The organism is Ktedonobacter sp. SOSP1-85, from assembly GCF_016587415.1.
Lineage (GTDB): Bacteria > Chloroflexota > Ktedonobacteria > Ktedonobacterales > Ktedonobacteraceae > Ktedonobacter.
The window spans coordinates 1617040-1640061 of sequence record NZ_BNJI01000001.1; the positions used below are offsets into that span (position 1 = coordinate 1617040).

The following is a 23022-nucleotide window of genomic DNA, read 5'->3' on the forward strand; positions in this document are numbered from 1 at the left end:
CTCGCTCAACGGTGAGCGGTTCTCTTGTCCGAACGGTGCTATTCTCGTTCGACATTATGGCAACCGCCCGTCCATATACTAGACGGAGGTTCGACTAATGACCCCCCCACCGATTTCACCAACCGGGGGATGGATAGGCGCACTCATCTTTTCCGTGTTGTTCCTGGCCGCGCTCGGACTCTTTGCCCTACGCGCTGGCGAACTCGTGACCCTGCTGGCCAAGGCTCGACCCGAACATCGTACCGACCACATTAATGAGCGCATCGGTTCGATCTTCAAGGTAGTGCTTGGACAGAGCGGCGTACTGCGCGATCCCATCCCTGGTATTGCCCACTTCTTTACGTTCTGGGGCTTTATCATTATCCAGTTCGGCCTGCTCGAACTGATCGTGAACGCCTACAACATCTCGATCCCGTTCTTAGGTGATAGCCCTATTTTCGCGAGCATCCTCGATTTCTTTATCGTCTTCGTAACGCTGGCGCTGGTGGTCTTTGCCATTCGCCGTGGCGTCTTTAAGCCCAAACAGCTCCAGAGCGCCTTGCATGGTCCCTGGGATGGCTTTATCATCCTGGGCCTGATCTTCCTGGTCGTTCTGACCCTGACCCTGGTCGAGTCCTTTAATTATGTGGCGACTGGTGGGCACGCCTGGACGCCCTTGGCGGCCTTCTTTAGCCCCATTTTCATTCCTCTTGGGGTCAATGGTAGTATGCTTGCGTACCGCGTCTCCTGGTGGCTGCATATCGCGGTCGTGCTCAGCTTCCTGATCTATCTACCGCGCTCCAAGCACCTGCACCTGCTGGCGACCCCCTTTAACGTCTTCTTCCAGAACTATAAGCCCAAGGGTGCCCTCCCACTGCTGGAGAACCTGGAGGAGCGCGACGACTATGGCGTCTCTAAGGTGGAGCAGTTCACCTGGAAGCAGTTGCTCGATGGCTATGCCTGTACCGAGTGCGGACGCTGTAACACCGTCTGCCCAGCCACCAATACCGGCAAACCGCTCTACCCGAAAGAGATCATCCTGGGCGTGAAAGAGGCCCTCTTTGTACGTAGCGGCGAGATCCTGGGGCAGGACTCGCTCTACAGCAAACTGGGGATCGCGGGCGTCAAGGCAGGTAAGACTGTCGAGGAGAAAGAGGCTCACCACGAGCCTATGGTTGGCGGCATCATCTCCCAGGAGGCCCTCTGGTCCTGTACGACCTGTATGGCCTGTATGGAGATCTGTCCCGTCTCGATTGAACATGTGCCTAAGATCGTCGATATGCGCCGTAGCCTGGTCATGGAGGAGAGTGAGTTCCCGCAAGAGGTCACCTCGCTCTTTAATAACATCGAACGCAATGGCAACCCCTGGGAGATCAGCAACGATAAGCGCGCCGAGTGGGCCGCGGGCCTAGGCATTCCCCTGCTCTCGGAGAACCCCGACGCGGACGTCCTCTACTGGGTTGGCTGCATGGGTTCCTTCGATCAGCGCAATAAGAAGGTCGCGACCTCGGTCGCCAAGATCCTGCTGGCCGCTAAGGTCAATTTTGCCATCCTGGGTCCCGAGGAGTCCTGCACGGGCGATCCCGCGCGCCGCATCGGTAACGAGTACCTGTGGCAGATGCAGGCCATGCAGAACATTGAGACCCTCAATGGCTATGGCTTCAACAAGTCGGCCAACGCTGATGGTGCAAGTGAGCAGAAGCATCGCACGATCCTGACCGCCTGCCCGCACTGCTTCAACACTATGTTGAACGAGTACCCGCAGCTCGGTGGAGACTACGAAGTGGTTCACCACACGGTCTTTATCGACCAGCTGATCTCTGATGGCAAGCTTGAGCTACCCGAGGGCTTCGACCAGCGCAAGCTGACCTATCATGATCCCTGCTACATTGGCCGTTACAACGACACCTACAATGAGCCACGGCGCGTGCTGACGGTGCTAAATAGCAACGGCATCAACGAGATGGAACGCAACCGCAACAAGAGCTTCTGTTGTGGTGGTGGTGGTGGGCGTGCCTGGATGGAGGAGAAGGTCGGCAAACGCGTCAACCAGACCCGCATCAATGAGGCATTGGAGACCAATTCCGAAGTCGTAGCCGCCGCCTGTCCATTCTGTATCACCATGTTTGAGGATGGCGTCAAAGGCGTCGAGGCCGAGGAGAAGCTCAAAATCGAAGATATCTCTGAGATCGTAGCCCAGGCCATCGAAAGCAAACAACCAGTCGTAAAATAGCCTGGAGCGCTTGCATTCAAGGCCAATATGTACCACCTATCGAGATCCGTTCGCAGCTCTGCGGGCGGATCTTTTTGTATGCGCTCAGGCGTGTCTATTCTATGTTAGAATAGAGATCAGATCTAGAAAGAACTCAGGGATACTGACTCCACCACGTTTTGCACGTTTTTGATAGAGATCAAAAGGATAAAGAACGCTTATGTCTGGTTTTCCCGTAGTTGAAGTCCTTATTATCTTTGTGCTCATCCTGGCGAATGCCTTCTTTGCTGCATCGGAGATTGCTATCGTCTCGGCACGCCGTAGTCGCCTTCAGCAGCAGGCCGACGCCGGCAAGAAAAGCGCCAAACAGGCTCTGGACCTGGCAGAAGACCCTGAGCGCTTCCTGGCAACGGTCCAGATCGGCATTACCCTTATTAGCACGCTTTCAGCGGCTTATGGTGGCGCGAGCATTAGCGCAATCCTGAGCACCTGGCTCAAGACGGTTCCCTATATCGGTCCCTACGCCGATACCGTCTCCCTGGTAATTGTTGTGCTCCTCATCACCTATTTCTCGTTGCTGATTGGTGAGCTCGTGCCCAAGCGTATCGCCCTACAATCAGCCGAAAACATCGCCAACACGGCTGCTCCCTTTATGACGAAGCTGGCAGCCTTCGCGCGCCCAGTGGTTGGCTTTCTGACCATCTCCGCCAACCTGGTGCTGCGCCTGATCGGCCAGCATAAGACGCGGAAGCAGGAGGTGACTGAAGAGGATATTGTCTACCTGGCGCGCGAGGGCGCGGTCAGCGGCAATGTAGAGAGGGACGAAGAGGAGTTTATCAGCCGCCTCTTCCGCTTCTCGGATCGGGCCGTCAATACGATTATGATGCCACGCACAGAGATAGTGGCAATTGAAGTTGGCACACCACTCGAACAGGTCATCGAGACCTTCCTTAGCTCTGGCTACACGCGCCTCCCGCTCTACGAAGACTCCCTGGATAATATCGTCGGCGTGCTCTATGCCAAGGATCTACTGCGCAAGCGTGCCGAAGATGGACAGGTGGACCTGGTCAAGCTAGCTCGCCCACCTTTCTTTATCTTTGAATACCAGTATGTCGATGACCTGCTCACCATTTTCCGCCGCAAGGGCGTGCACCTGGCAATTGTGATCGATGAGTATAGCCAGGTCACGGGCCTGGTGACGCTAGAAGATGTGTTGGAAGAGCTAGTAGGCGAGATCCATGACGAGTACGATCAACCCGAGGAGGTCGACTTTACCCTGCGCGAAGATGGTAGCTGGCTCATTAATGCCATGGCCGACCAGCAACACGTACGCGAGAAGCTGGGTATGCCAGCCGTTCCTGAGGAGACGCACCTCAACTACAAGACGCTGGCAGGCATGATCCTGACCCATATCGGAAGCATTCCAGCCGTTGGCGACAAGGTCGAGATCGACGGCTACACCTTTGAAATCGTTGACATGGACGGCAGACGCATCGACAAAGTCCTGGCCCAAGCCAAAGAGTCTTGATTTAAGAAAGGGAAGTGCTGTGGGGTGGCGGCCTTCGGCCGCCACCCCACAGCACTTCCCTTTCTTAAATCAGAAGCAGTCAGGCTTTCCCTTATTTCACAACAATACTCATTGCAGGGAAGTCATTAAAAATTCCACTAATAGTGATGCTGCGAGCCTCGCTACCGTCGCTCACCTTCAGTGATCCTACCGTGTGGGTCCCATTATAGTAATACGTGCCGTTAATGACTGGCGTAGAATCTATTGGCCCCATGAAGTCGTCCACAGGCTTCTTCCAACGAGTAGCCCCTGATTGCGTATCGTAGGCTATAATCGTTGCCTGAGGCAGAGGGCCAGGATGGGCATCCTTGGAGAGGGCCGTCGCCCCGACGATCACCGTGTCGCCATCGATTACTGGATTGGCGTAGAGCGCACCCTCGGTATGACGTGTCCAGAGTTGTTGGCCAGTGCGAGCATCAAGGACAGCAAGGTCACCTTCAAGCGAACCAATGTAGACCTTCTCGTTCGTTGCCGTGAAACCAAAGAGCTGTTTCTGCACTGGCTGAGTCTTCCAGAGCAGCTTGCCGTTCGTGGCATCGTGAGCTTCAATATGCTCGGGTCCCGGCGTGCTGACCGAGCCAGTCAAGATGCAGATGTACAGCCTACCATCGACGATGCTTGACCCTGCATATATCTCATCAGGCTTCGATGCAGGTATCTTCCAGAGTTGTTTCCCATTGTTCGTATCCAGGGCAAAAAACTCATGGCTTTCCATACAATAGAGCATCTTTGGCGCGACCTTCTGTATAGTGCCGTAAAACGTACAGGGATCAGTATCAGATGAGTAAGACCAGAGCAGCGAGCCGTCCGCTTTGATGGCCTGCGCCGTAACGTGGTCACCAGTATCCTGCGTGTTGACGTAAAGTGCATTGTCACCCACCACGATGGCTCGAACCCAGGCAGGTTTGCGCCAGCGCACTCGGCCTGTGCGAGCATCTAGCGCGACCAGGTAGTGATCCTTACCATTATAGACGCCTGCGTAGATATTCCCCTGAAAAAAGACAGGTGCTGCCCAACCCGAGGAGGCTCCCTCTGGAGAGTGTGAAGGATTGGGATCGTAGTGCCAACGTACAGCCCCACTCTTGCTGTCCAGGCGATAGACACCAGTGAACGCATTGACATAGGTGTCGGCCGTCGAACCACTGCTGGCCGTCCCGTCTTGCCGGCTCTTGCCCACCAAGTTGAAGATAACAAAACTACCACCGATAACCAGCAGCAACACCGCTACTTGAAGCCCTGTCATAATAACGCGTGTGAGTTTGTGCGGATGCTTCTTGGGTGCGCGTGGTTGTTCGCTCCTAGTTGGCATACTTTCTAGTGTATCTCTCATAAGAGTTTCCTCCATAGTAGCTAAGGAGGAGTGCTGGAGATAACCCTTCGCGTCTCGATGCCGCTCCAACCGTTGCCAAACGTTATCAATCACGCGTGCATCATCGGCATAGAAGTCCTGAATATGCCCAACAACTTGGCTATTTGCCGACTGCGTGAACCTGGCCTGTCCAAGGTAGTCAATCTGCTCGTCCACCGTTTCAGCGCGAAAGTATTCCTGGTCGTTCATAGCTATTGCTCCTCCCACTGCTGCTCATAGCGCACACGCAATGCGTTCAATGCACGAGCCAGAAGCATGCGCACCGTTCCATCACGTTTCTTGAGCAGATGTGCTATCTCGACACAACGCAGACCAGCCGCGAAACGCAAGCCAAGGATCTCTTGCTGTGGCTCCGAGAGATCCTTGAGATGAGTGCGCAACCAGGTATATTCTTCGTGGCGGAGGGCGCTCTGCTCAGGCTCTGGCCCGTCATAGAAGAGATCATCAATATGTTCATCGAGTGGCACAACCGGGTGCCGCTTTTGACGACGATAGTAATCCACCAGCTTATTACGCGCGACCCGGCGCAACCATGTCGTTTGCACCGCGTAGTTTGCTTGCAGGAGAAGCTCCTGGTGATCTAGCGCGGAGACAAAAATATCCATCAATAAGTCCTCCGTATCTTGAGGTGATGAGAGGTTTCCCCGTATATAGGCAAGTAGTCGCGGCGCATGCCTGCGATATAGCAACTCAAACGGGTCTCTCTCAGATTCGGGTAGATCGATCTGATAATTCATCAATTTCCCTGCGCAGTCCGTATTTGAAATTTTCTCTTCCAAAGAAACGCCACATCGGACAAAACGTCACGCTCTGGAAACAAGAGACGAAGAGAGACTTACTTCTGATCCGAAAACCCTGAGCGCGGAGCGCTAGTCACGTAAGTGACGTTGGGTTTCGGAATAAGATCTTAGAGGAGAAGAGGAGGAGATGCCATTATTTTCAGTTTGACTCAGATAAAAATGCGCTAGGTAGTTTGCCAGGGAAAGATGTCAAAGCCATTATCGTCATTGTTGCGGACGAAGAAGAGTTCGTCGAAGCCTTCGCTATAGTCGGGACGCTCCAGGCGCTTGAGGGTGGCGAAGATGGCGACATCGGGGACGCACTGACGCCCTTCGCGTCGAGCGTTGCGCTCACGGCTCCTGGCAACATCTGTCTCAAAATAGTAGCCAATGACGCGTGCCCCCAGGCGCTTGCCAAGTTCAATCAGTTCACTGCGCTCGGCACGTGAGGCATTGGTATTGTCCACAACCACTAATTGGCCCTGCCGCAGCGCATCCTCCACCTGCTGGAGTTGGCGACGTGCTGGGCGGCGATTGTTGCGCAAGAGATCTTTGCTGACATATGCGTGCGAAGAGGCAAAACGCGTGCGGTAGAAGGTGCTCTTTCCGGAGCCCTGCAAGCCGATCAGTAGCAGAAGCTCCATTAGCACTCCTGAGCCTGGGCCTGGTAACGAGTAATGATAAAGCGCTGTTCCTGCTTGCGCACCGTGTCGATGCCCGCGCCAAAGTAGGCGTAGGCCCACTGCTCAAGCCGGCGACACCCTTCCTGAAAGACCGCATCGGGAACGCGGCGCATACTTGACCAGTTGCGCTGCAAGATACCCTCCAGGACCTGGCGCGGCGTAATAGCCCGCTCCCATGTCAGGGCAATCCAGCGCTCAGCCTGCCAGCCCAACTCGGCGCAGGCGAGTTGTAGATCGGCATCAGAGGGTTGATAGAGTCGCTGCTCATCATAGCCAAGCTCTGCAAGGACACGTCGCCATTGGGCGCGCACCTCCTGAACATCTGAGGGGCCATGTTCGTCGCCGCAATGGAGAAACATACCATCAGGTGTCGCTACGCGCCTGACCTCCTGCAACACCTGGCGCCAATCATCCACCAGGTGCAAGACATGGACCGCGATAATAACCTCGAAGGAGGCTGCTGCAAAAGGCAGGTGATGGACGTCTGCAACAGCGATGAGCATATGAGCATCTGGCTCAGTGCGCTGGAAACGCTTCCCCCATGCCGGTTGCGGCTGACCTTGCTCGTCTGGCAGCTCTCCCCAGGCAAGCCGTTCTTCCTGCCAGTCCTCGGCCCGCAATTTATGCTCAAACCGTGCCAGCATACGCTCAGAGATATCGATACCTGTGAGGTCACGTCCCAGGTTTGCCAGGGGGAGCGCGATACGCCCGGTTCCCACGCCGATCTCCAGAAAGCGCGTCTGCGGGCCCGCGGAGGACGCCTCGTCGAGGGCCTGAGCGATACGTAACGCCACATCGCGTGGATAGCCTCGCGTTGCATCATAAATAGATGCCAGCATGTCGAAATTAAAGGAAGACATGATCCCAGCTTCTCCTCTGAACGACGCTACTTGCGTACGCGTCTACTTCTGGCAGTAGACGCGTACGCAAGTAGCGTCCGGGCCACCACGGCTCCTAAGCTTACGAATTTCGTTCGGACAATAAGGCACGCGCGATTACCAGGCGCTGGATCTGATTGGTGCCCTCATAAATCTGGGTGATCTTGGCATCACGCAGCATGCGCTCCGCGGGATACTCCTTCATGTATCCATAGCCACCCAGAACCTGGATCGCGTCGTTTGTGACATCCATAGCCGCGTCCGAGGCAAACATCTTCGCCATGGAGGAGTACTTGCTAAACTGTTCATCGCCATCATCCACCAGTTCCGAGGCATGATAGACCAGCAGGCGCGCCGCCTCAACCTTGGTCGCCATATCCGCCAGCATAAACTGGATGCCCTGATTCTCAGCGATCGGCTTTTTGAACTGCACACGCTGTTTGGCATAGGCTACGGCCAGGTCCAGGGCCCCCTGCGCGATGCCAAGGGCCTGGGCGCCGATACCGATGCGTGTGCGGTCCAGAGTACGCATGGCGATCTTGAAGCCCTCGCCTTCCCCTCCCAGCAGGTTCTCGACTGGAACCTCACAGTTCTCAAAGATCAGCTCAGCCGTCTGCGAACCCTTAATACCCATCTTATCTTCGATGCGCCCAACAGAGAAACCGGGGAAGTCCTTCTCGACGATAAAGGCACTGATGCCACGAGTACCGGCCTGAGGATCAGTAATCGCGAAGATGGAGTTGACCTGGGCCAGGCCACCATTAGTGATAAAGCGCTTAGAACCATTGAGGATATACTTATCGCCCTTGCGCACGGCAAAGGTCTGCATCGCAGCGGCATCCGAGCCAGAACCAGCCTCGGTCAAACCAAAGGCCGCCAGCCACTCACCGCTTGCCAGCCGGGGAAAATATTTGCGCTTCTGTTCGTCATTGCCAGCCAGCAGAATCGGCATCGAGCCGAGTTGCTGAACCGCCAGGATCAGGCCGGTTGTGGCACAACAGCGCGAGAGTTCCTCAACCGCCATCGAGATCGCCAGTTCGCTGGCGCCAATGCCACCGTACTCTTCGGGGAAGGGCATCGCCAGGATATCGTGGGAGGCCAGTAGTTCCTTCATATCCCAGGGAAACTCGCCAGAGTGATCTATTTCAGCCGCCCGGGGCGCCACACGCTCCTGAGCGATCTCACGAATTGCTTCAATCAGTGCCTTTTCGTCTTCACTGACATGAGACACAGCCATGACAGAGTACTCCTTTGTGCAAAATAGAGACAATAGTTCGCTATTAGCGAGTATATCACAAGAAAGGGGTATTCTTTTGGCACATCCAGAGGAGAGACGGGAATAAAGGTTCCCACTCATATGTTTAAAAGAATGAATACACTCATCACAAATATCATCTTTTCAGCAACAACAAGTTTAGAGTATAATATAAGCTATGGATATAGAATAAACAATTTCAGGGCGCTGAGGCGTCCTATTGAGCTTGCGTCTTAATACTAGGCAAAGCTCAATCAGCATGATATAATACAGACAGAACTGAGATTTTTTTTGCGAAAAGTGGGCATTTTCCCCACTTTTCTGTCTGCTAGAGACGTTTTCTTTTGCACACATAAAATTGAGTTGAGTGTAACTGGGCACCAGCGGGAGGAGCAAGGCATATGAGGAGCGAATTTCAGGCGGCTATCGCACAATTAATTGCCGAGAAGGGACTACCCCGCGAAGTGGTAATGGAAACCGTAGCGAACGCCCTCCTCGCAGCATATCGTAAAAGCTTCGGTGGTGGTGAGAATGTACGCATCGAGGTCGACAAGAATGGCGAAGTCCATGTGTGGGCGTCGAAGCGGGTTGTGGCCCAGGTAAATGATTCTAACGAGGAGATCTCTCTGGCGGAGGCGCAGCGTCTCGTTCCAAATGCGGCCCTCGGACAATTGCTCGACGTAGATTCATCGTTCATCTTTTCGCGCATCCCCACGCAGACCGCTAAACAGGTCATTCTTCAGCGCATCCGCGAAGCAGAACATGAGCACCTCTATGAACAGGTGAAGGGCTGGGTAGGCGAGATTCGCCTGGGCACCCTGACCCGCGAGGAGCAGCGCGGCTGGGTAGTCGACTTCGACCTGGATAAAGTTGATAAAGTCGAAGGCTTGATGCCCATCTCGGAGACCATTCCCGGCGAGCACTACCGCATGAAGCAACGCTTGCGCCTCTACATCTATGATGTACGCCGCATACAGGGCCGGATGCTCCAGATCCTGGTCTCGCGTACCCATCGCGACCTGCTGCGTCGTCTCTTCGAGAATGAAGTCCCTGAAATCTACGACGGGTCCGTGGAGATCAAAGCCATCGCACGCGAGCCAGGCAGCCGAGCAAAAGTCGCTGTCTACGCACGCCAGGAGGGCCTCGATCCCATCGGCTCCTGCGTCGGCGTACGCGGACAACGCATCAGCAATATCGTACGTGAACTCAATGATGAGAAGATTGACATTATCCAGTGGAGTCCGGACACAGCCTCATTTGTGGCGAATGCGTTGAGTCCGGTGAAGCCACTGAAAGTTGAGTTACGCGACTTAGATCATACCGCGATTGTCACCGTGCCTGAGCGCCAACTCTCGCTGGCGATTGGTAAAGATGGACAGAATGCCCGTCTGGCGGCAAAGCTCACCGGTTGGCGCGTTGATGTCGTCAAACCCGTAGAAGGTGAAATCTACGAAGAGCCAGAGGAACAGATCACCAGCGTCTCACGCCATGAGCGCTCGGGACGCCGTTCACGTGGAAACAGGTAAGTGCCTATTAGGAAACCTGGGCGCTTGTCCCCGAATGGGGGCGAAGCGCTAGCCACGGCAGTGGCCCCGCGCCCCCAAATGGGGGTTGGTTTCTACATAAGAAGCAGGTCGTATACTAAAGAAGGAGGTACACAGTCATCGTATGACAAAGGCCAAACAACAGAAACCACAAAAGCATATCCCTTTGCGTACGTGTGTCTCCTGCCACGAGAATAAATCGAAGCGGGAGCTGCTCAGGGTGGTACGCACGCCTGACGGGCATGTCTCCGTCGATGCAACCGGCAAGAAGTCGGGACGCGGAGCCTATCTCTGCGCACGCCTCTCTTGCTGGAAACAGGCAATCAAAAGCAAGCGACTCGAACAGGTTTTGAAGATTGATGCCATCCCGCAGGAAGATCTGGCTGGACTCGAAGCGTTTATCGCCACGCTGCCAGAAGATCTACCAGTAAGCGTACCGGCACAGGCGACACGCAAAAAGGTTGCAGAACCCAAAGCGTAATACGTCTGTATTAGGAAGCGGGCCGTGAGTCAGGATACTTTTCTTCTACATTTGTCGATAGACAAGTGAGAAGGATGCAAAAAGTTTTTTCTCACTACCCTCGTTTCCACATATCAAGCATCTCTATACATAGGACCTCAAGAAGTCCTGTAGAGGTGCCTGGCATTTGCAAGGATCTGTAGAGTAGGCTATACTAGAGCAGTTGAATTTCGACAACAGGCTGTTTTGTACATCATATGAAACAGCATGTGCTTGTAAATTTTTACTCTTATCGTCCCTCTGAATGCCGCTAACGGCAGAAAGAGGGTTTCAATACGAACATCCGACCAGGTCGGTGGCCGGATGGGGATTAAACAATGTGTTGTTTTATCTCTACTCTTAATAGAGACACAGCCCCTCGTCTACAGGGCAGTTGTAACAGTGAATGTTTGCGGAGCGAAATAGCTATGATTAAATAAGCATAGCCTCTCTAAACGTTAGAGAGCGCGGACTGAAACATGCCTGGCACTGCACCAACGAGGGTCTGTCACCTACTTCTCGAAACATTCCAGGGAAGGGCGACAGACCTTTTTTATGGCTGTGAAGAGAGATTTCCAGCGTCTTTGGACGCATCAGATGATAGAAAGGGAGTCTTCTTCATGAGAGACGCATCTGATTTCACAGATGGGACCGAGCAGGCCAAACCAGCCAATCAACAACAGACAACTCAATCTACACCTAACGCCCCTGCGGCGCCAGGCAGACAAAGAACTAGTGGCGGCTCTCGGTCCGAAAGCCCTACACCAGGCAGCCAGGAACAAGAACAAGAACAGAAAGCAGCTCCTCGGCGTCGTACATCTCCTCCTACCCAAACAGGGCCCCACCCACAGGGTGATAGGGAGCACCCGCCCACTTCACCAGGCGGTCCCGCCACACGGCAAGGTCCTCCGAATCGCGGCGGTGGTTATAGGCCAGCGGGTGGCCCTCAGCATGGCCCCTCAGGCGGCAGACCCGGCGGTTACAGTGGTGGCCCAGGCTCACACCAGGGTCCTTCAGGCGGCAGACCCGGCGGTTACAGTGGTGGCCCAGGCTCACACCAGGGTCCTTCAGGTGGCAGACCCGGCGGTTACAGTGGTGGCCCGGGCGGCAGACCCGGCGGCTATAGCGGTGGCCCGGGCGGCAGACCCGGCGGTTACAGTGGTGGCCCAGGTGGCAGACCCGGTGGCCCAGGTGGCAGACCTAGTGGCCCAGGCTCAGCAGGTGGCCCCTACCGTCCTCCTCAGGATAGCCTCCCTGGCAGTGCTACCCCGGTCACAGAACGCCCTGAGCGCGACCGTGGACGCGAACGTGACCGCGAGCGTGCCGAACGTACAAGTGAACGTACCGTAAGTGAGCGCAGCACGCCTGATCGCGGACGAGCACCCATTCATAAGGGTCCGCCAGCCAGGCCTGGTGGTGGTACAGCACCACACCGTCCCGCTGGCACGGGGGGACCACCACGTCCTTCTCGCCCATCGGGTGGATCACGCACTAGAAGCAGCAATGGGCATGCACAGCGAACAACTGAGCGTCGCACGGCTACGGTCAAGGAAAAGGTCACTGGACCCGTTACCATTCCACCGCAGATCATCGTAAAAGATCTTGCTGAGTTACTCGACGTTACACCCAATGAGATCATTCGCCAGTTGATTAAACAGAGTGTCTTCGCCAGTATCAACCAGGTCGTGGAGTACGAGAAAGCGTCCCAGGTTGCAACTGATCTGGGATTTGAACCCACCCAGAGCGAGGTCGCGGCGGCAACAGGCGCACGCAAGACTCTATCCGCCAGCGAGGCACAGCAGGCTTCTCGCGACGATCAGGGCATGGTTATCACCCCACCAGTGGTGACGATCATGGGTCACGTTGACCATGGTAAAACTTCCTTGCTCGACACCATCCGGAAGACGAAAGTCGCCGCAGGTGAGGCTGGAGGTATTACCCAGCATATCGGCGCCTACCAGGTTGAGGTCAACGATAAGAAGATTACCTTCCTGGATACTCCTGGTCACGAGGCCTTTACCGCCATGCGTGCTCGTGGAGCACAGGTGGCCCACGTCGCCATTATCGTGGTCGCAGCCGATGATGGTGTCATGCCGCAGACACGCGAGGCAATCGACCATGCGCGTGCCGCCAAGATGCCACTTATTATCGCGCTTAATAAGATTGACCGACCCAACGCCAATCCAGATCGCGTCAAGCAGCAGTTGGTTGAGAACGACGTACTGATCGAAGAGTTCGGTGGCGAGATCATCTGTGTCCCCATCTCCGCCAAGAAGGGCGAGGGCATTGATGAGCTTCTCGACTATATCCTGCTCGTCGCTGAGCTGCAGGACCTGAAGGCCAATCCCAACGTGCCTGCGACTGGCGTCATCATTGAGGCCAAACTGGAGAAGAGCAGTGGTCCTTCGGCCACCGTCCTCGTCCAGCAGGGAACACTCAAAATGGGCGACACTATCGTGGTCGGGCCTATCGCCGGTAAAGTACGCGCCATGTTCAATGATCGCGGCAAGCGCGTGCAAAAGGCACCACCCAGCACACCAGTCAGCATCCTTGGTTTGCCAGAGGTACCACAGGCCGGTGACCGCCTGGAGGTGGTCGTTGACGATAAGACTGCTCGCCAGAATGCCCAAACTGAGCAAGAGCGCCGTCGCCAGGAGAACACCCATCTTGGCCAGGTAAGCCTGGATACGCTCTACACCCAGATGCAGGAAGGCACCGTAAAGGAACTCAACGTCGTGCTCAAGAGCGACGTACAGGGATCCGCAGAGGCCATCAAGGGCTCGCTCTCCAAACTGGGCGAGGACAACCTGAAGGTTCGCCTGATTCACGAGGGTATTGGTAACGTCAGCGAGACCGATGTCCACCTGGCCTCGGCCTCCGGCGCCATCGTCATCGCCTTCAATGTCAAGGCCGATGGCGCGGCTCAGCGCGAGGCGCAAAAAGAGCACGTCGATATCCGCTACTACAACGTCATCTATAAGCTGATTGACGATATCCAGGCTGCCCTGACCGGTATGCTTGAGCCTGAGTACCGCGAGGTAATCGGGGGTCATGCCGAGGTCATGCAGACCTTTAAGGCTGGTCGTAACACCATTATCGCTGGTTGTCGTATCACCGACGGTAGGATCATGCGCTCCTCACAGGCCCGCGTCCTGCGCAAGAAGGACAAGGTCTATGAAGGCAAGGTGGACTCGCTCCGTCGTGGTAAAGACGATGTGCGCGAGGTACTGACCGGCTACGAGTGCGGTATTATCCTTGAGGACTTCACCGCTATCGAGGTCGGCGATATCATCGAGGCCTTTGCGCAAGAGCGCGTCATGCCCGGCGCATAAGAAATATAGAGGATTGCGGAAGCGTAGCATGTCTGTCACACCAGGCCATACTACGCTTCTGCCCTTTTCCACTAACTACTTCTCCAAAAACCCTGAGCGCGAAGCGCTAGACACGCCAGTGGCGTTGGGTTTCGGAATAAGATCTAAATCATCCGTGTGTAGCGAAGAGGATGGGACGAGATTATGGCTAACCCACATCGTCAAGAGAAATTGGGCGAATTGATCGCCGCCGAACTTAGCGATCTGATGCGGACACGCGTCAAAGATCCCCGCGTTGGCTTCGCCAGCATCACCCATGTTGAAGTCAGCGGCGACCTGCGCCATGCCAAGGTTATGGTCAGCGTCATGGGAACCGAAGAAGAACAGGCCGCGACAATGCAGGGCCTGAAGAACGCCTCAGGCTTCTTGCGCCGTGAACTGGCTGAGCGCATTACCTTGCGCTATATGCCAGACCTGGTCTTCAAACTTGATCACTCCATTGCCGAGGGCGCACGCATCCTGGCCCTCATTAACAAGGTCAACCAGGAGGACTCCTCACAACCTACATCATCAACGAACGAGGAAGCATGAGCCAGACCTACCTGAATCCTACTTTGGCCCAGGAGCTAGATGGCCTCCTGGTCCAGCAAGCAATGGCGATGATCCAGCCCGCGCGGCGCATCGCCATTCTTGCGCATGAGCGACCAGATGGGGACTGCCTTGGCTCCGCCCTCGGCCTGGCCCATATGCTGGACCAGCTAGGCAAATACTGCGTGCCAGTCTGCGCCGACGTGGTACCACCATCGTTTCATTTTCTGCCTGGCCATGAACGCTTTCAGACCACGCTTGGAGGCGAGCAATTTGACCTGGTGATCGCCCTGGATGCCGGCGAACTCTATCGCTTTGGCGCGCTGGCTGAACAACACCAGGACTTCCTGGCACATGTGCCTATCCTGAACATGGATCATCACGTGAGCAGTACTGGCTGTGGGCAGGTAAATATTATTGACACAGCCTCCGCCGCGACGGCCGAGCTACTGGTGCTCTTTCAGCAGCAGGCACACCTCCCGCTCACCGGAGAGGCCGCCCAATGCCTGCTGACAGGTATGATCACCGATACGGGCTCGTTCCAGTACTCCAACACCTCCGCACGCACGATGGAATCCGCCGCGGTCACAATCCGCGCGGGCGCCAACGCGGAAACGACGGTTAAACCCCTTTTCCGCACCCATCCCCTGGCCAAGCTGCGCCTACAGGCAGAGGTTTTTAAGCAGGCCCAGACCGCGTGCGAGGGACGGCTCATCTGGTCCTACGCCGACGATGCAACCCTGATCACCGCTGGCGCCACTGAGGATCTGGATGATAGCTGTGTTGGCACCCTGCGCGATGTCGAGGGCGTCGTAGTAGCAGCCTTCTTCAAAGCCTATGGCGAGACACAGACTACGCGCATCAGCCTACGAACCTATGAGCCATTCGATGCCGCGGCCTTCTGCATGCGTCTAGGCGGCGGTGGTCATCCAAGAGCCGCTGGAGCCACGGTAAATCGCCCCCTGGCGGAGGCCATGCCCGAAATTGTCGCGCAGCTAGCCGAGGAATGCCAGCGCCTGGCCAGTCTGGACGCAACAGACACAACTCACTCCTAAAACGACAAGAGGTATCAATGGACGGAATTCTCAATATCAATAAGCCGCTTGGCATGACCTCGCATGATGTCGTGGCACGCGTGCGTAAGTTGCTCAAGCAGAGGCGTGTCGGGCACGCCGGGACGCTCGATCCAGCTGCCAGCGGCGTGCTTCCTATCTGCGTGGGACTGGGTACGCGCGTCGCGGAGTATCTTAGCGAGAGCGGCAAGGCGTACCAGGCGGAGATTATCTTTGGCGTCGTGACCGATACCTATGATACCGAGGGCGCCGTCCTACGCACACATGACGCGACTTCACTCACACAAGAGCAGCTTGAGCAAGCGTTACCGGCCTTCCTCGGAGAGCAGATGCAGCAACCTCCTCGCTATTCCGCGATCAAAATTCAGGGGCAGCCAGCCTATAAGCTGGCACGCGCCGGGAGTGAGATCGAGCTGGCACCTCGCCCCATTACGATCTCGCAACTGGAAATCCTGGCCTGGGAGCCTCCACGCCTGACGCTGGCGGTGGCGTGTAGCAAGGGCACGTATATTCGCTCGCTTGCTTATGATCTGGGTGAACATGTAGGAATGGGCGCCCACCTGGGAGGACTGATCCGCACACGCAGTGGCCCCTTTGCCCTCGCTGATAGCATTACCCTTGACCAATTGGAGGGCGCCATTGCAGACGAAAGCGTCACACAATATCTCTTTCCAGCCGACGCCGCTCTTCGCCAGTATCCCGCGCTTACCCTGAGTACCGAACAGGTCACCCAGGTTCTGCATGGCAATCCCATCAAGACATCTGTCCAGGCCCCACAACCCGCTTCCACGCTGGCGCGTATATATAGCGAGGAGGGTCAATTTCTGGCGATTGCGCAATGGGACGACCAGCGCCAGTATTGGCATCCTAAAAAGGTCTTTACCACCAGTACGCACTAGGTCCTTGTAGCTACCAGGGGACTACGAAAAAGGCGCTCAGCCTCGTAAGGAGTGTATTTTTCGTAGGCACAACGTAGACACAATGTAGGCGCAATGGCTAATATTATTGCTGATAAAAATGGGCTGTGGTACTATAGTTATACTATGCATCAAAGGCAGATGCATGCCTATACGCAATTCTCAGAAATACTCTCACATACACACATACATCTATGAACTACACAACAACACTCACTAATTCAGAGCCGATTGTCGTGACCATCGGCAACTTTGATGGCATACATCGTGGACACCAGCACCTGTTGCAGAGGCTGCATTCGCTCGCCGAACAGCTTCACAGCAAACCAGTGCTCGTGACCTTTACGCCACATGTCCTTATGGTCCTGCGGCCAGATATTTATGTCCAATACTTGACGACCCTGGAAGAAAAACTGCAAATCGCGCACCGGACTGGATATATTCAGGATACTATCGTTATCAATTTTACCCCTGAGGTGGCGGCCTTGAGCGCGGAAGACTTTATGGATCAGCTCTGCCAGCGCTTTCAGATTCGTGGCATGGTCGTCGGCTCCAACTTTAGCCTCGGGCATAATCGGACAGGAAACGTCGCTTTCCTGCAAGACTATGGGCAACGCCATGGCATTGAGGTTCAGTCGGTCTCCCTGGAAGAGGCAGGACAGGAGCGCATTAGTAGCACACGCATTCGTACGCTAGTAAGCGAGGGCCAGGTCGAGGAGGCCAACCGGCTCCTCGGGCACCCGGTACAGGTGGGCGGCATCGTCGTTCATGGCGATCAGCGTGGGCGCGTCCTTGGTTTCCCGACAGCAAACGTCCGTCCTGATCCCCATAAACTCTTGCCCGCCAATGGAGTCTACGCGGCGCGTGTGTTTATATCCAAGCAAGAAAGCCCAGAAAGTGACGGGCAGGCAATTTCCCCCGTTTATAACGGTGTAGTCAATATTGGCATTCGTCCAACGTTTAATGGTAAAGAGCGTCTTGTTGAAGCGCATCTACTCGATGCTAAGCTTGATTTATACGACGCCTATATTGTGATAGAATTTATTGCCCGCTTGCGTGGTGAGCAGCGCTTTCCCGGAATAGAAGCCTTAAAGGCACAGATTGAAGCTGATAGCCAGCAAGCGCGACACATTTTAGCTCTCAGGAGTGTGAGCAATTGAAAGCTCGCCAGAACCCGCTAAATAAATTTGAATCGTTCATGCAGCGCATGATTGAGCGCCCGTTCGCTCGCCTCTTTCCGTCTCGTCTCGAGCCGGTAGAGTTACAGCGCCATCTTGAGCGAGCTATGGAAGACAATACCCTCCTTCAGGGCGAGGGGCGACGCCTTGCGCCCAACGTCTATGACATCTACCTGAGCATCAAAGATCATCAACAGTTTACACCCACCCAGGCAATGCTGGTCCGCGATTGGCAGAACCACCTGGTGGAGTTTGCACGTCATCGCCGCTATACTTTGCGTACCATGCCAGTGATTCGCCTACATGCCGCAAGCGACCTGGGCGTCAGCGATGTACGCATCGAGACCGAGACTGCTGATGGACAGGCCGGTGGCGCAATGGCTACCCAGGCTCTGAGCGCGGAACAACTCGCGCAAATCCGTGCCGCTCTTCCCCAGGGGCAGCAGTTGCCCGGCATTTCGTCCGCGCCATCCAACCCACCCGCCTCGGGAAGTAATCCAAATTTTCCTCAGCAGCCTTCCGCATCGCCCGCGCCACAGGTAGCCCAGCCACCTATGCCACAGGCCTGGCTCACAATCCGGCTACCGCAGGCCAATCAGCAGATCTACCGTATCGAAAAGCCAATCGTCAACATTGGTCGCCAGCTAAGTAACGATATTATTGTCGAAGATAAACGCGTCTCGCGCTATCATGCCCAGATCAAGTTCCAGAATGGCCATTTTTCGATCTTTGATCTCGGCAGTACCAATGGCATTACTATTAATGGGACCCCGCATATGCGGCAACATATGCTGCGCAATGGTGATTACTTTACCATTGGTAGCTACGACTTTTACTTTGAGAGAAGGTGAGCCTCGGCCCCATGCCATTACAAATTGATTCGTTCTTATTCATCTTACGTATTCTCCTGGTCATCCTGCTGTATCTCTTCTTGATGCAGGTTGTCCTGGCCATTACACGCGACCTGCGCAAATCAGCCACAGGTGAAGATGGCGGTGGCGCTCGCGCCAAAACCATTGGGCATCTTGTGGTCGTCAATAGCGGTCCTAGCAACCTGATGCCAGGCACGCGCTTTGCCCTGGAGCCACAGACCACGATTGGTCGTGGCCCAACCAATACCATTCAGATCTCGGATCCGGTTGTCTCCGCAGAACATAGCCGCGTCTGGTTCCGTAACGGCTCCTGGTACGTCCAGGACGCTGGCAGCTCCAATGGCACCTATGTCAATAGCCAACCTGCCCGCGAAGCTCTTCCAGCCCGTCCGGGCGATATTGTGAGCGTTGGTTATATTCAATTCAAACTCACCCAGTAATCAACAAACCGTACGACTGTAAATGCTTACAAGATAGAGAGGTGTTAATCGAGGATGGCAAGCCAAGCACCCGGGACATTGTCACGCTACCGTTGGCGCGAGTTAGGCCTGCTGATCATTCCCAGCTTGATCATTATCCTGGTCATGACTCAGCTACTTCTGGCCAACTCGGTTAAACAGGCCGCGCTTGATGCCAATGCTCCCTTTAGCACCAAAACACTCCCCCCGCTTCAGGGGTTGATTCCAGTTCTGGGCTTGATCGCGGCCCTGCTGGGCGTGCACGCCGTGCTCAATATCTTCTTCCGCAAAGCCGACCAGGTTTTACTCCCTCTCGTCGGTCTCCTCAGCGGTATCGGTGTGCTCTTTGCCACACGCATCGGACCCGATTTACCTACCCCTATTGAGACGCTGGGTTCACACCAGTTGCTCTGGGTAATTCTTGGTATGGGCCTCTGTTGTATCGTGCTGGCCGTGCTCCGCGATGTCACCTGGCTAGGACGCTATAAATATACCTGGGCCGTAATTAGCTTTATCCTGGCGCTTCCCGCCTTAATCAACGGTATCCGCAGCCATGGTGGCGGCCCCACGCGTGATACGCTGGGTGTCGGTGGCACCGGCTTGCAGCCCTCCGAGCTACTCAAGATCGCTCTGGTGATCTTCTTCGCCGCCTACCTCAATGATAACCGCGATATCCTGGCGCAGGGCTACCTCCGCCTGGGCAAGCTACGCCTACCCCCGCTACGCCAGCTTGGACCCCTGCTAACGATGCTAGGCTTGGCCCTGCTCATCTTCTTGATCGCGAGTGACCTGGGATTAGCCCTGCTGATCTACAGCACCTTCCTCTCGCTAGTCTATCTCGCCAGTGGACGCCTGACCTATGTACTCTCAGCCTTTGGCGCCTTTATCGTGCTTGGCTTTGTCGGCTATATGCTCCTCAGCTATGTCCGCAATCGCTTCGCCGTTGTGAGCTTCGACGTCGTTAATTGGCAGCACTGGACCACGAAAGACAACACCTTCGCCGACAATGCGGGGTATCAGATCTTGCAGGGCCTGATTGGCCTCAGCAGCGGCGGGCTCTTTGGTGCGGGTATTGGCATGGGACATCCAGGCGGCTTTATTCCCGTCGTCGAATCTGACCTGATGTTTTCAGGGCTGGGAGAAGAGATTGGCCTGATGGGCCTCTTTGCCATTCTAGGCATCTACCTCCTGGTCATTCATCGTGGGTATCGCATCGCCATGCAGGCCACCGATACGTTCTCGCAACTCCTGGCAGCCGGCCTGACAACCATTTTTGCTGTCCAGACCCTGGTTATTATCGCAGGCAATTTAAAACTCATGCCCCTGACCGGTATTCCACTTCCCTTCTTAAGCCAGGGAGGTAGCTCGGTACTGGCGAACTACATCATTATTGGTATCCTCCTGCGCATCTCGCATAACACCGCACTTCAACGCGACGGAGGAATATAACCCTACTAAATCTCGTGCGCAGATTGTTTTGAGGCCCGTAGTGGGTGGTCCTCCTGGTTGACTGGCATAGTCAACCAGGGCCACCCACTACGGGCCTCAAAGTGCTTACACATACACGCTGCTTGTTTCTCGTTTCCCCTGGTGCTATACTGCCATTGTGGAGAGAAGCGTCTCCATCACACAATAAACACATCCATATTTTCTCTGTGGGGCACACGTTTTATGGGGCAATACCGGCAATGGCTTTACTATAGAGAAGTGAACCAGCAGTTGCAGGCGCAATTAAAACAGCAAGAGCAAGTCTTGCAGCAACTTGAAGAGCAGGCACACGCGCTTGAGCAAGCACTGGCAGAGCATCATGAGCCGATTTACACGAATCCGCTGGTGAAAGCGCTCTTGTCCGAGCATCAGCGCGAACAAGCACTTGCTGTGATCGAGCAACAGGGCGAGACAGTTCCCCATGCACCCAGGACAGAAGAAGCACACGCGGTAACAACCAGTGAGCAGGCCAGCGTCAGGTCCGAGGCCAGGAATGAAGATGCCCCCGCCGCCAGGCAACCACTTCAACGTGCCCCTGATGCTCCCTCAGTCGCCATCTGGGACGGTCCCATCTCCACAGTTCCTCCTGCAACGCCGGAGAAAACAGCGCCCCCCAGTCAGCGCCCTGATGCCTCCAAAGCGTCGGCGATCTTTGGCACACCCGTAGAAGAAGCTAGCCAGAACCAGCCAGAACTCAACTCCACAGCGCCCGCTGAAGAGTCTGATGAACGCCTGGTCGATCAGCAGGCAGATCGGGTCAACCAGTCCATTCAGCGCTGGGCGAAGCGCTGGCGCCGTGATACCTCATCAAAACCTGGTCAGGAGAGGAGGCTGGAAGGGTATGAATAAACCCGATAGCAGGCTGGCTGCCAGCCAGGAGAAGCGTGAGCACACACACGCCGAAATGGAACATATCGGCAAGCCAGTAGCCCTGCCTGAGGCCCTGGTGACGCTCTTCGCGCGCCTGGATCCCGCGCAGGTTGAGCAATTTACGCACTCCTACCAGCTCTGGACGCTCCAACAGCGCCAGGCCATGGTGCAACAGGAAATCGCCTGGCTCCAGCAACAGATCGCGGATAATGCATCGCTTACTGAGTCGATCCAGCCCTCTCCCATCGCGTTGGCAACCCTTGCGCGCCTGCAAGCCAGTGGCGTCGAGAATCTGCATCTGCTGGATCAGATGCTTGATCGAGGCGACACCTGGCTCGACCATACCGCGCAACTTTTAGAGCGCTGTGAAAAGCTGGACCTTATTCGCGGTGACTACACCCGCTGGTGCGAGAACGCCCTCGAAGGGGCCTATGACTGGCTCGACTCCATGAACGATGAAGATGCCTCGCAGGATCTACAGTCCTCCCAGGTCCTCCAGCCCGTCGCCCAGGAGGAGAATGACCTGGCGATTGTGCCTACCGCGGAAGAGCTTTTACAGAAGCTCATGAGCGATGATGACAGTCTTGAAGAGCCGCAGCAGGCGCACCAGGAGAGCATCGCTCCCGCGCCTGAACAAGCAGAGATGACCGAAACGACAACATCGCCTGTAGAGAGCGAAGAGACCACCTCTGCCCCAATACAAGAACAGCCTACAGTGGAGTCTCCTATAGCAGAAATCCAGGCAACCAGACGCACTACCCAGGAACTCCCCCCATTGGAGGAAGAGGTACCAGCCCCTCTTGAAGACATGCAGACGCTGCCACATGCCACTCCAGAGCACGCCATAGTGCCAGCGGAAGAGTCACTGGTAAACGAGCCAGAATTAGAGCTAGCTCTGGACGAGATCGATACGCGTCCCATGACTCCGGAGCCTGGCGAAAACGCTGACCAGCATGAGCAGGTTCCTACAGAGACACCTGAGACACACATACCTTCGCCTAACGAATATGCCATAGCGGAGCAAGAGGTGACGGGGCTAGATGAAGAGGACACGATTGAACTGGTGCCACGTCGCAAGCCCCAGAAGAGCACATCCCCGGAAGTCACCAGCGCCGAACCAGGCGCTGAGGCGTCTCCACGAAAGCCTCAAGAAGATGAGGTACAGGGCAAAGTTGAGTCGCCAGCACCGGTTGCTATCGAAGATGAGCCAACCATCCCTCTCCAGCCCGGGCATCTGCCCAATACTGGCGCAGAAATGCAACATAACGCGCCCACAGCCCTCACAAACCCCGGCGAGCCTGAAGGGACTAGAGAGACTGCCAGGATGGCCGAGGAGCCTGGTAAGCAAGCCATACAGGGGCATACTACAGATAGCAAAAATAAAAAAAATCCAGCGCCTGAAAAGCCCCAAGAAGAGGCTACGGGGACCAGCAAGAAGGGGTTGCCAGTCCTCGTTCGGAAAGTGCTCGGGCAGATCTGGAATACCTAAACACAGCCAGGGA

Annotated in this window: 19 protein-coding genes; 14 read left to right on the forward strand and 5 right to left on the reverse strand. The window is 55.5% G+C overall.

Annotation, left to right across the window (positions count from 1 at the left end; all coding sequences use genetic code 11):
- The first annotated feature begins 97 nt into the window (after positions 1 to 97).
- The gene (locus KTE_RS06920; RefSeq protein ID WP_201379789.1) at positions 98 to 2212 is read left to right on the forward strand and encodes a 4Fe-4S dicluster domain-containing protein; all 2115 of its coding nucleotides are present in this window, start codon (positions 98 to 100) and stop codon (positions 2210 to 2212) included.
- 199 nt (positions 2213 to 2411) lie between these two features.
- Complete coding sequence (locus KTE_RS06925; RefSeq protein ID WP_201379791.1) at positions 2412 to 3719, forward strand: hemolysin family protein; 1308 nt, start codon at positions 2412 to 2414, stop codon at positions 3717 to 3719.
- 91 nt (positions 3720 to 3810) lie between these two features.
- On the opposite strand, the gene KTE_RS06930 is transcribed toward KTE_RS06925, so the two are convergent.
- The 5 genes from KTE_RS06930 to KTE_RS06950 form a co-directional block, all read right to left on the reverse strand.
- On the reverse strand, positions 3811 to 5316 hold the full coding sequence (locus tag KTE_RS06930) for a PQQ-binding-like beta-propeller repeat protein (RefSeq protein ID WP_201379793.1): 1506 nt from the start codon (positions 5314 to 5316) through the stop codon (positions 3811 to 3813).
- 2 nt (positions 5317 to 5318) lie between these two features.
- Positions 5319 to 5864, reverse strand: a complete 546-nt coding sequence (locus tag KTE_RS06935) for an RNA polymerase sigma factor (protein WP_201379795.1) — start codon at positions 5862 to 5864, stop codon at positions 5319 to 5321.
- A 227-nt stretch (positions 5865 to 6091) separates the two neighbouring features.
- Positions 6092 to 6550, reverse strand: a complete 459-nt coding sequence (locus KTE_RS06940) for an ATP-binding protein (protein WP_201379797.1) — start codon at positions 6548 to 6550, stop codon at positions 6092 to 6094.
- On the reverse strand, positions 6550 to 7449 hold the full coding sequence (locus KTE_RS06945; protein ID WP_201379799.1) for a class I SAM-dependent methyltransferase: 900 nt from the start codon (positions 7447 to 7449) through the stop codon (positions 6550 to 6552). The genes KTE_RS06940 and KTE_RS06945 overlap by 1 nt, the downstream gene beginning before the upstream one ends.
- A gap of 100 nt (positions 7450 to 7549) precedes the next feature.
- On the reverse strand, positions 7550 to 8704 hold the full coding sequence (locus tag KTE_RS06950) for an acyl-CoA dehydrogenase (protein WP_201379801.1): 1155 nt from the start codon (positions 8702 to 8704) through the stop codon (positions 7550 to 7552).
- A gap of 419 nt (positions 8705 to 9123) precedes the next feature.
- Between KTE_RS06950 and nusA the strand changes: the two genes are divergently transcribed.
- The 12 genes from nusA (at position 9124) to KTE_RS07010 (ending at position 23009) form a co-directional block, all read left to right on the forward strand.
- The gene (nusA, locus tag KTE_RS06955; RefSeq protein WP_201379803.1) at positions 9124 to 10248 is read left to right on the forward strand and encodes a transcription termination factor NusA; all 1125 of its coding nucleotides are present in this window, start codon (positions 9124 to 9126) and stop codon (positions 10246 to 10248) included.
- Between the two features lie 142 nt (positions 10249 to 10390).
- On the forward strand, positions 10391 to 10747 hold the full coding sequence (gene rnpM / locus KTE_RS06960; protein ID WP_007906457.1) for an RNase P modulator RnpM: 357 nt from the start codon (positions 10391 to 10393) through the stop codon (positions 10745 to 10747).
- Between the two features lie 638 nt (positions 10748 to 11385).
- A complete protein-coding gene (gene infB, locus KTE_RS06965) occupies positions 11386 to 14097 on the forward strand; it encodes a translation initiation factor IF-2 (protein WP_201379806.1) in 2712 nt (903 codons plus the stop codon).
- A 183-nt stretch (positions 14098 to 14280) separates the two neighbouring features.
- Positions 14281 to 14667 carry a 30S ribosome-binding factor RbfA gene (gene rbfA, locus KTE_RS06970; RefSeq protein WP_201379808.1) on the forward strand — a complete coding sequence of 129 codons (387 nt, stop codon included), beginning with the start codon at positions 14281 to 14283 and terminating at the stop codon, positions 14665 to 14667.
- Positions 14664 to 15719, forward strand: coding sequence for a bifunctional oligoribonuclease/PAP phosphatase NrnA (locus KTE_RS06975; RefSeq protein ID WP_201379810.1), 1056 nt, complete (start codon positions 14664 to 14666; stop codon positions 15717 to 15719). The genes rbfA and KTE_RS06975 overlap by 4 nt, the downstream gene beginning before the upstream one ends.
- A gap of 17 nt (positions 15720 to 15736) precedes the next feature.
- Positions 15737 to 16636 carry a tRNA pseudouridine(55) synthase TruB gene (gene truB / locus KTE_RS06980; RefSeq protein ID WP_201379812.1) on the forward strand — a complete coding sequence of 300 codons (900 nt, stop codon included), beginning with the start codon at positions 15737 to 15739 and terminating at the stop codon, positions 16634 to 16636.
- 212 nt (positions 16637 to 16848) lie between these two features.
- The gene (locus KTE_RS06985; protein ID WP_201379814.1) at positions 16849 to 17814 is read left to right on the forward strand and encodes a bifunctional riboflavin kinase/FAD synthetase; all 966 of its coding nucleotides are present in this window, start codon (positions 16849 to 16851) and stop codon (positions 17812 to 17814) included.
- Positions 17811 to 18683, forward strand: coding sequence for a DUF3662 and FHA domain-containing protein (locus tag KTE_RS06990; protein WP_201371333.1), 873 nt, complete (start codon positions 17811 to 17813; stop codon positions 18681 to 18683). The genes KTE_RS06985 and KTE_RS06990 overlap by 4 nt, the downstream gene beginning before the upstream one ends.
- Before the next feature lie 11 nt (positions 18684 to 18694).
- Positions 18695 to 19144: an FHA domain-containing protein gene (locus KTE_RS06995; protein ID WP_201371332.1), complete on the forward strand. Its 450-nt coding sequence runs from the start codon at positions 18695 to 18697 to the stop codon at positions 19142 to 19144.
- A 54-nt stretch (positions 19145 to 19198) separates the two neighbouring features.
- Positions 19199 to 20611, forward strand: a complete 1413-nt coding sequence (locus KTE_RS07000) for an FtsW/RodA/SpoVE family cell cycle protein (protein WP_201379815.1) — start codon at positions 19199 to 19201, stop codon at positions 20609 to 20611.
- A gap of 222 nt (positions 20612 to 20833) precedes the next feature.
- Positions 20834 to 21499: a hypothetical protein gene (locus tag KTE_RS07005; RefSeq protein ID WP_201379816.1), complete on the forward strand. Its 666-nt coding sequence runs from the start codon at positions 20834 to 20836 to the stop codon at positions 21497 to 21499.
- The gene (locus tag KTE_RS07010) at positions 21492 to 23009 is read left to right on the forward strand and encodes a hypothetical protein (protein WP_201379817.1); all 1518 of its coding nucleotides are present in this window, start codon (positions 21492 to 21494) and stop codon (positions 23007 to 23009) included. The genes KTE_RS07005 and KTE_RS07010 overlap by 8 nt, the downstream gene beginning before the upstream one ends.
- The last annotated feature ends 13 nt before the right edge of the window (positions 23010 to 23022 follow it).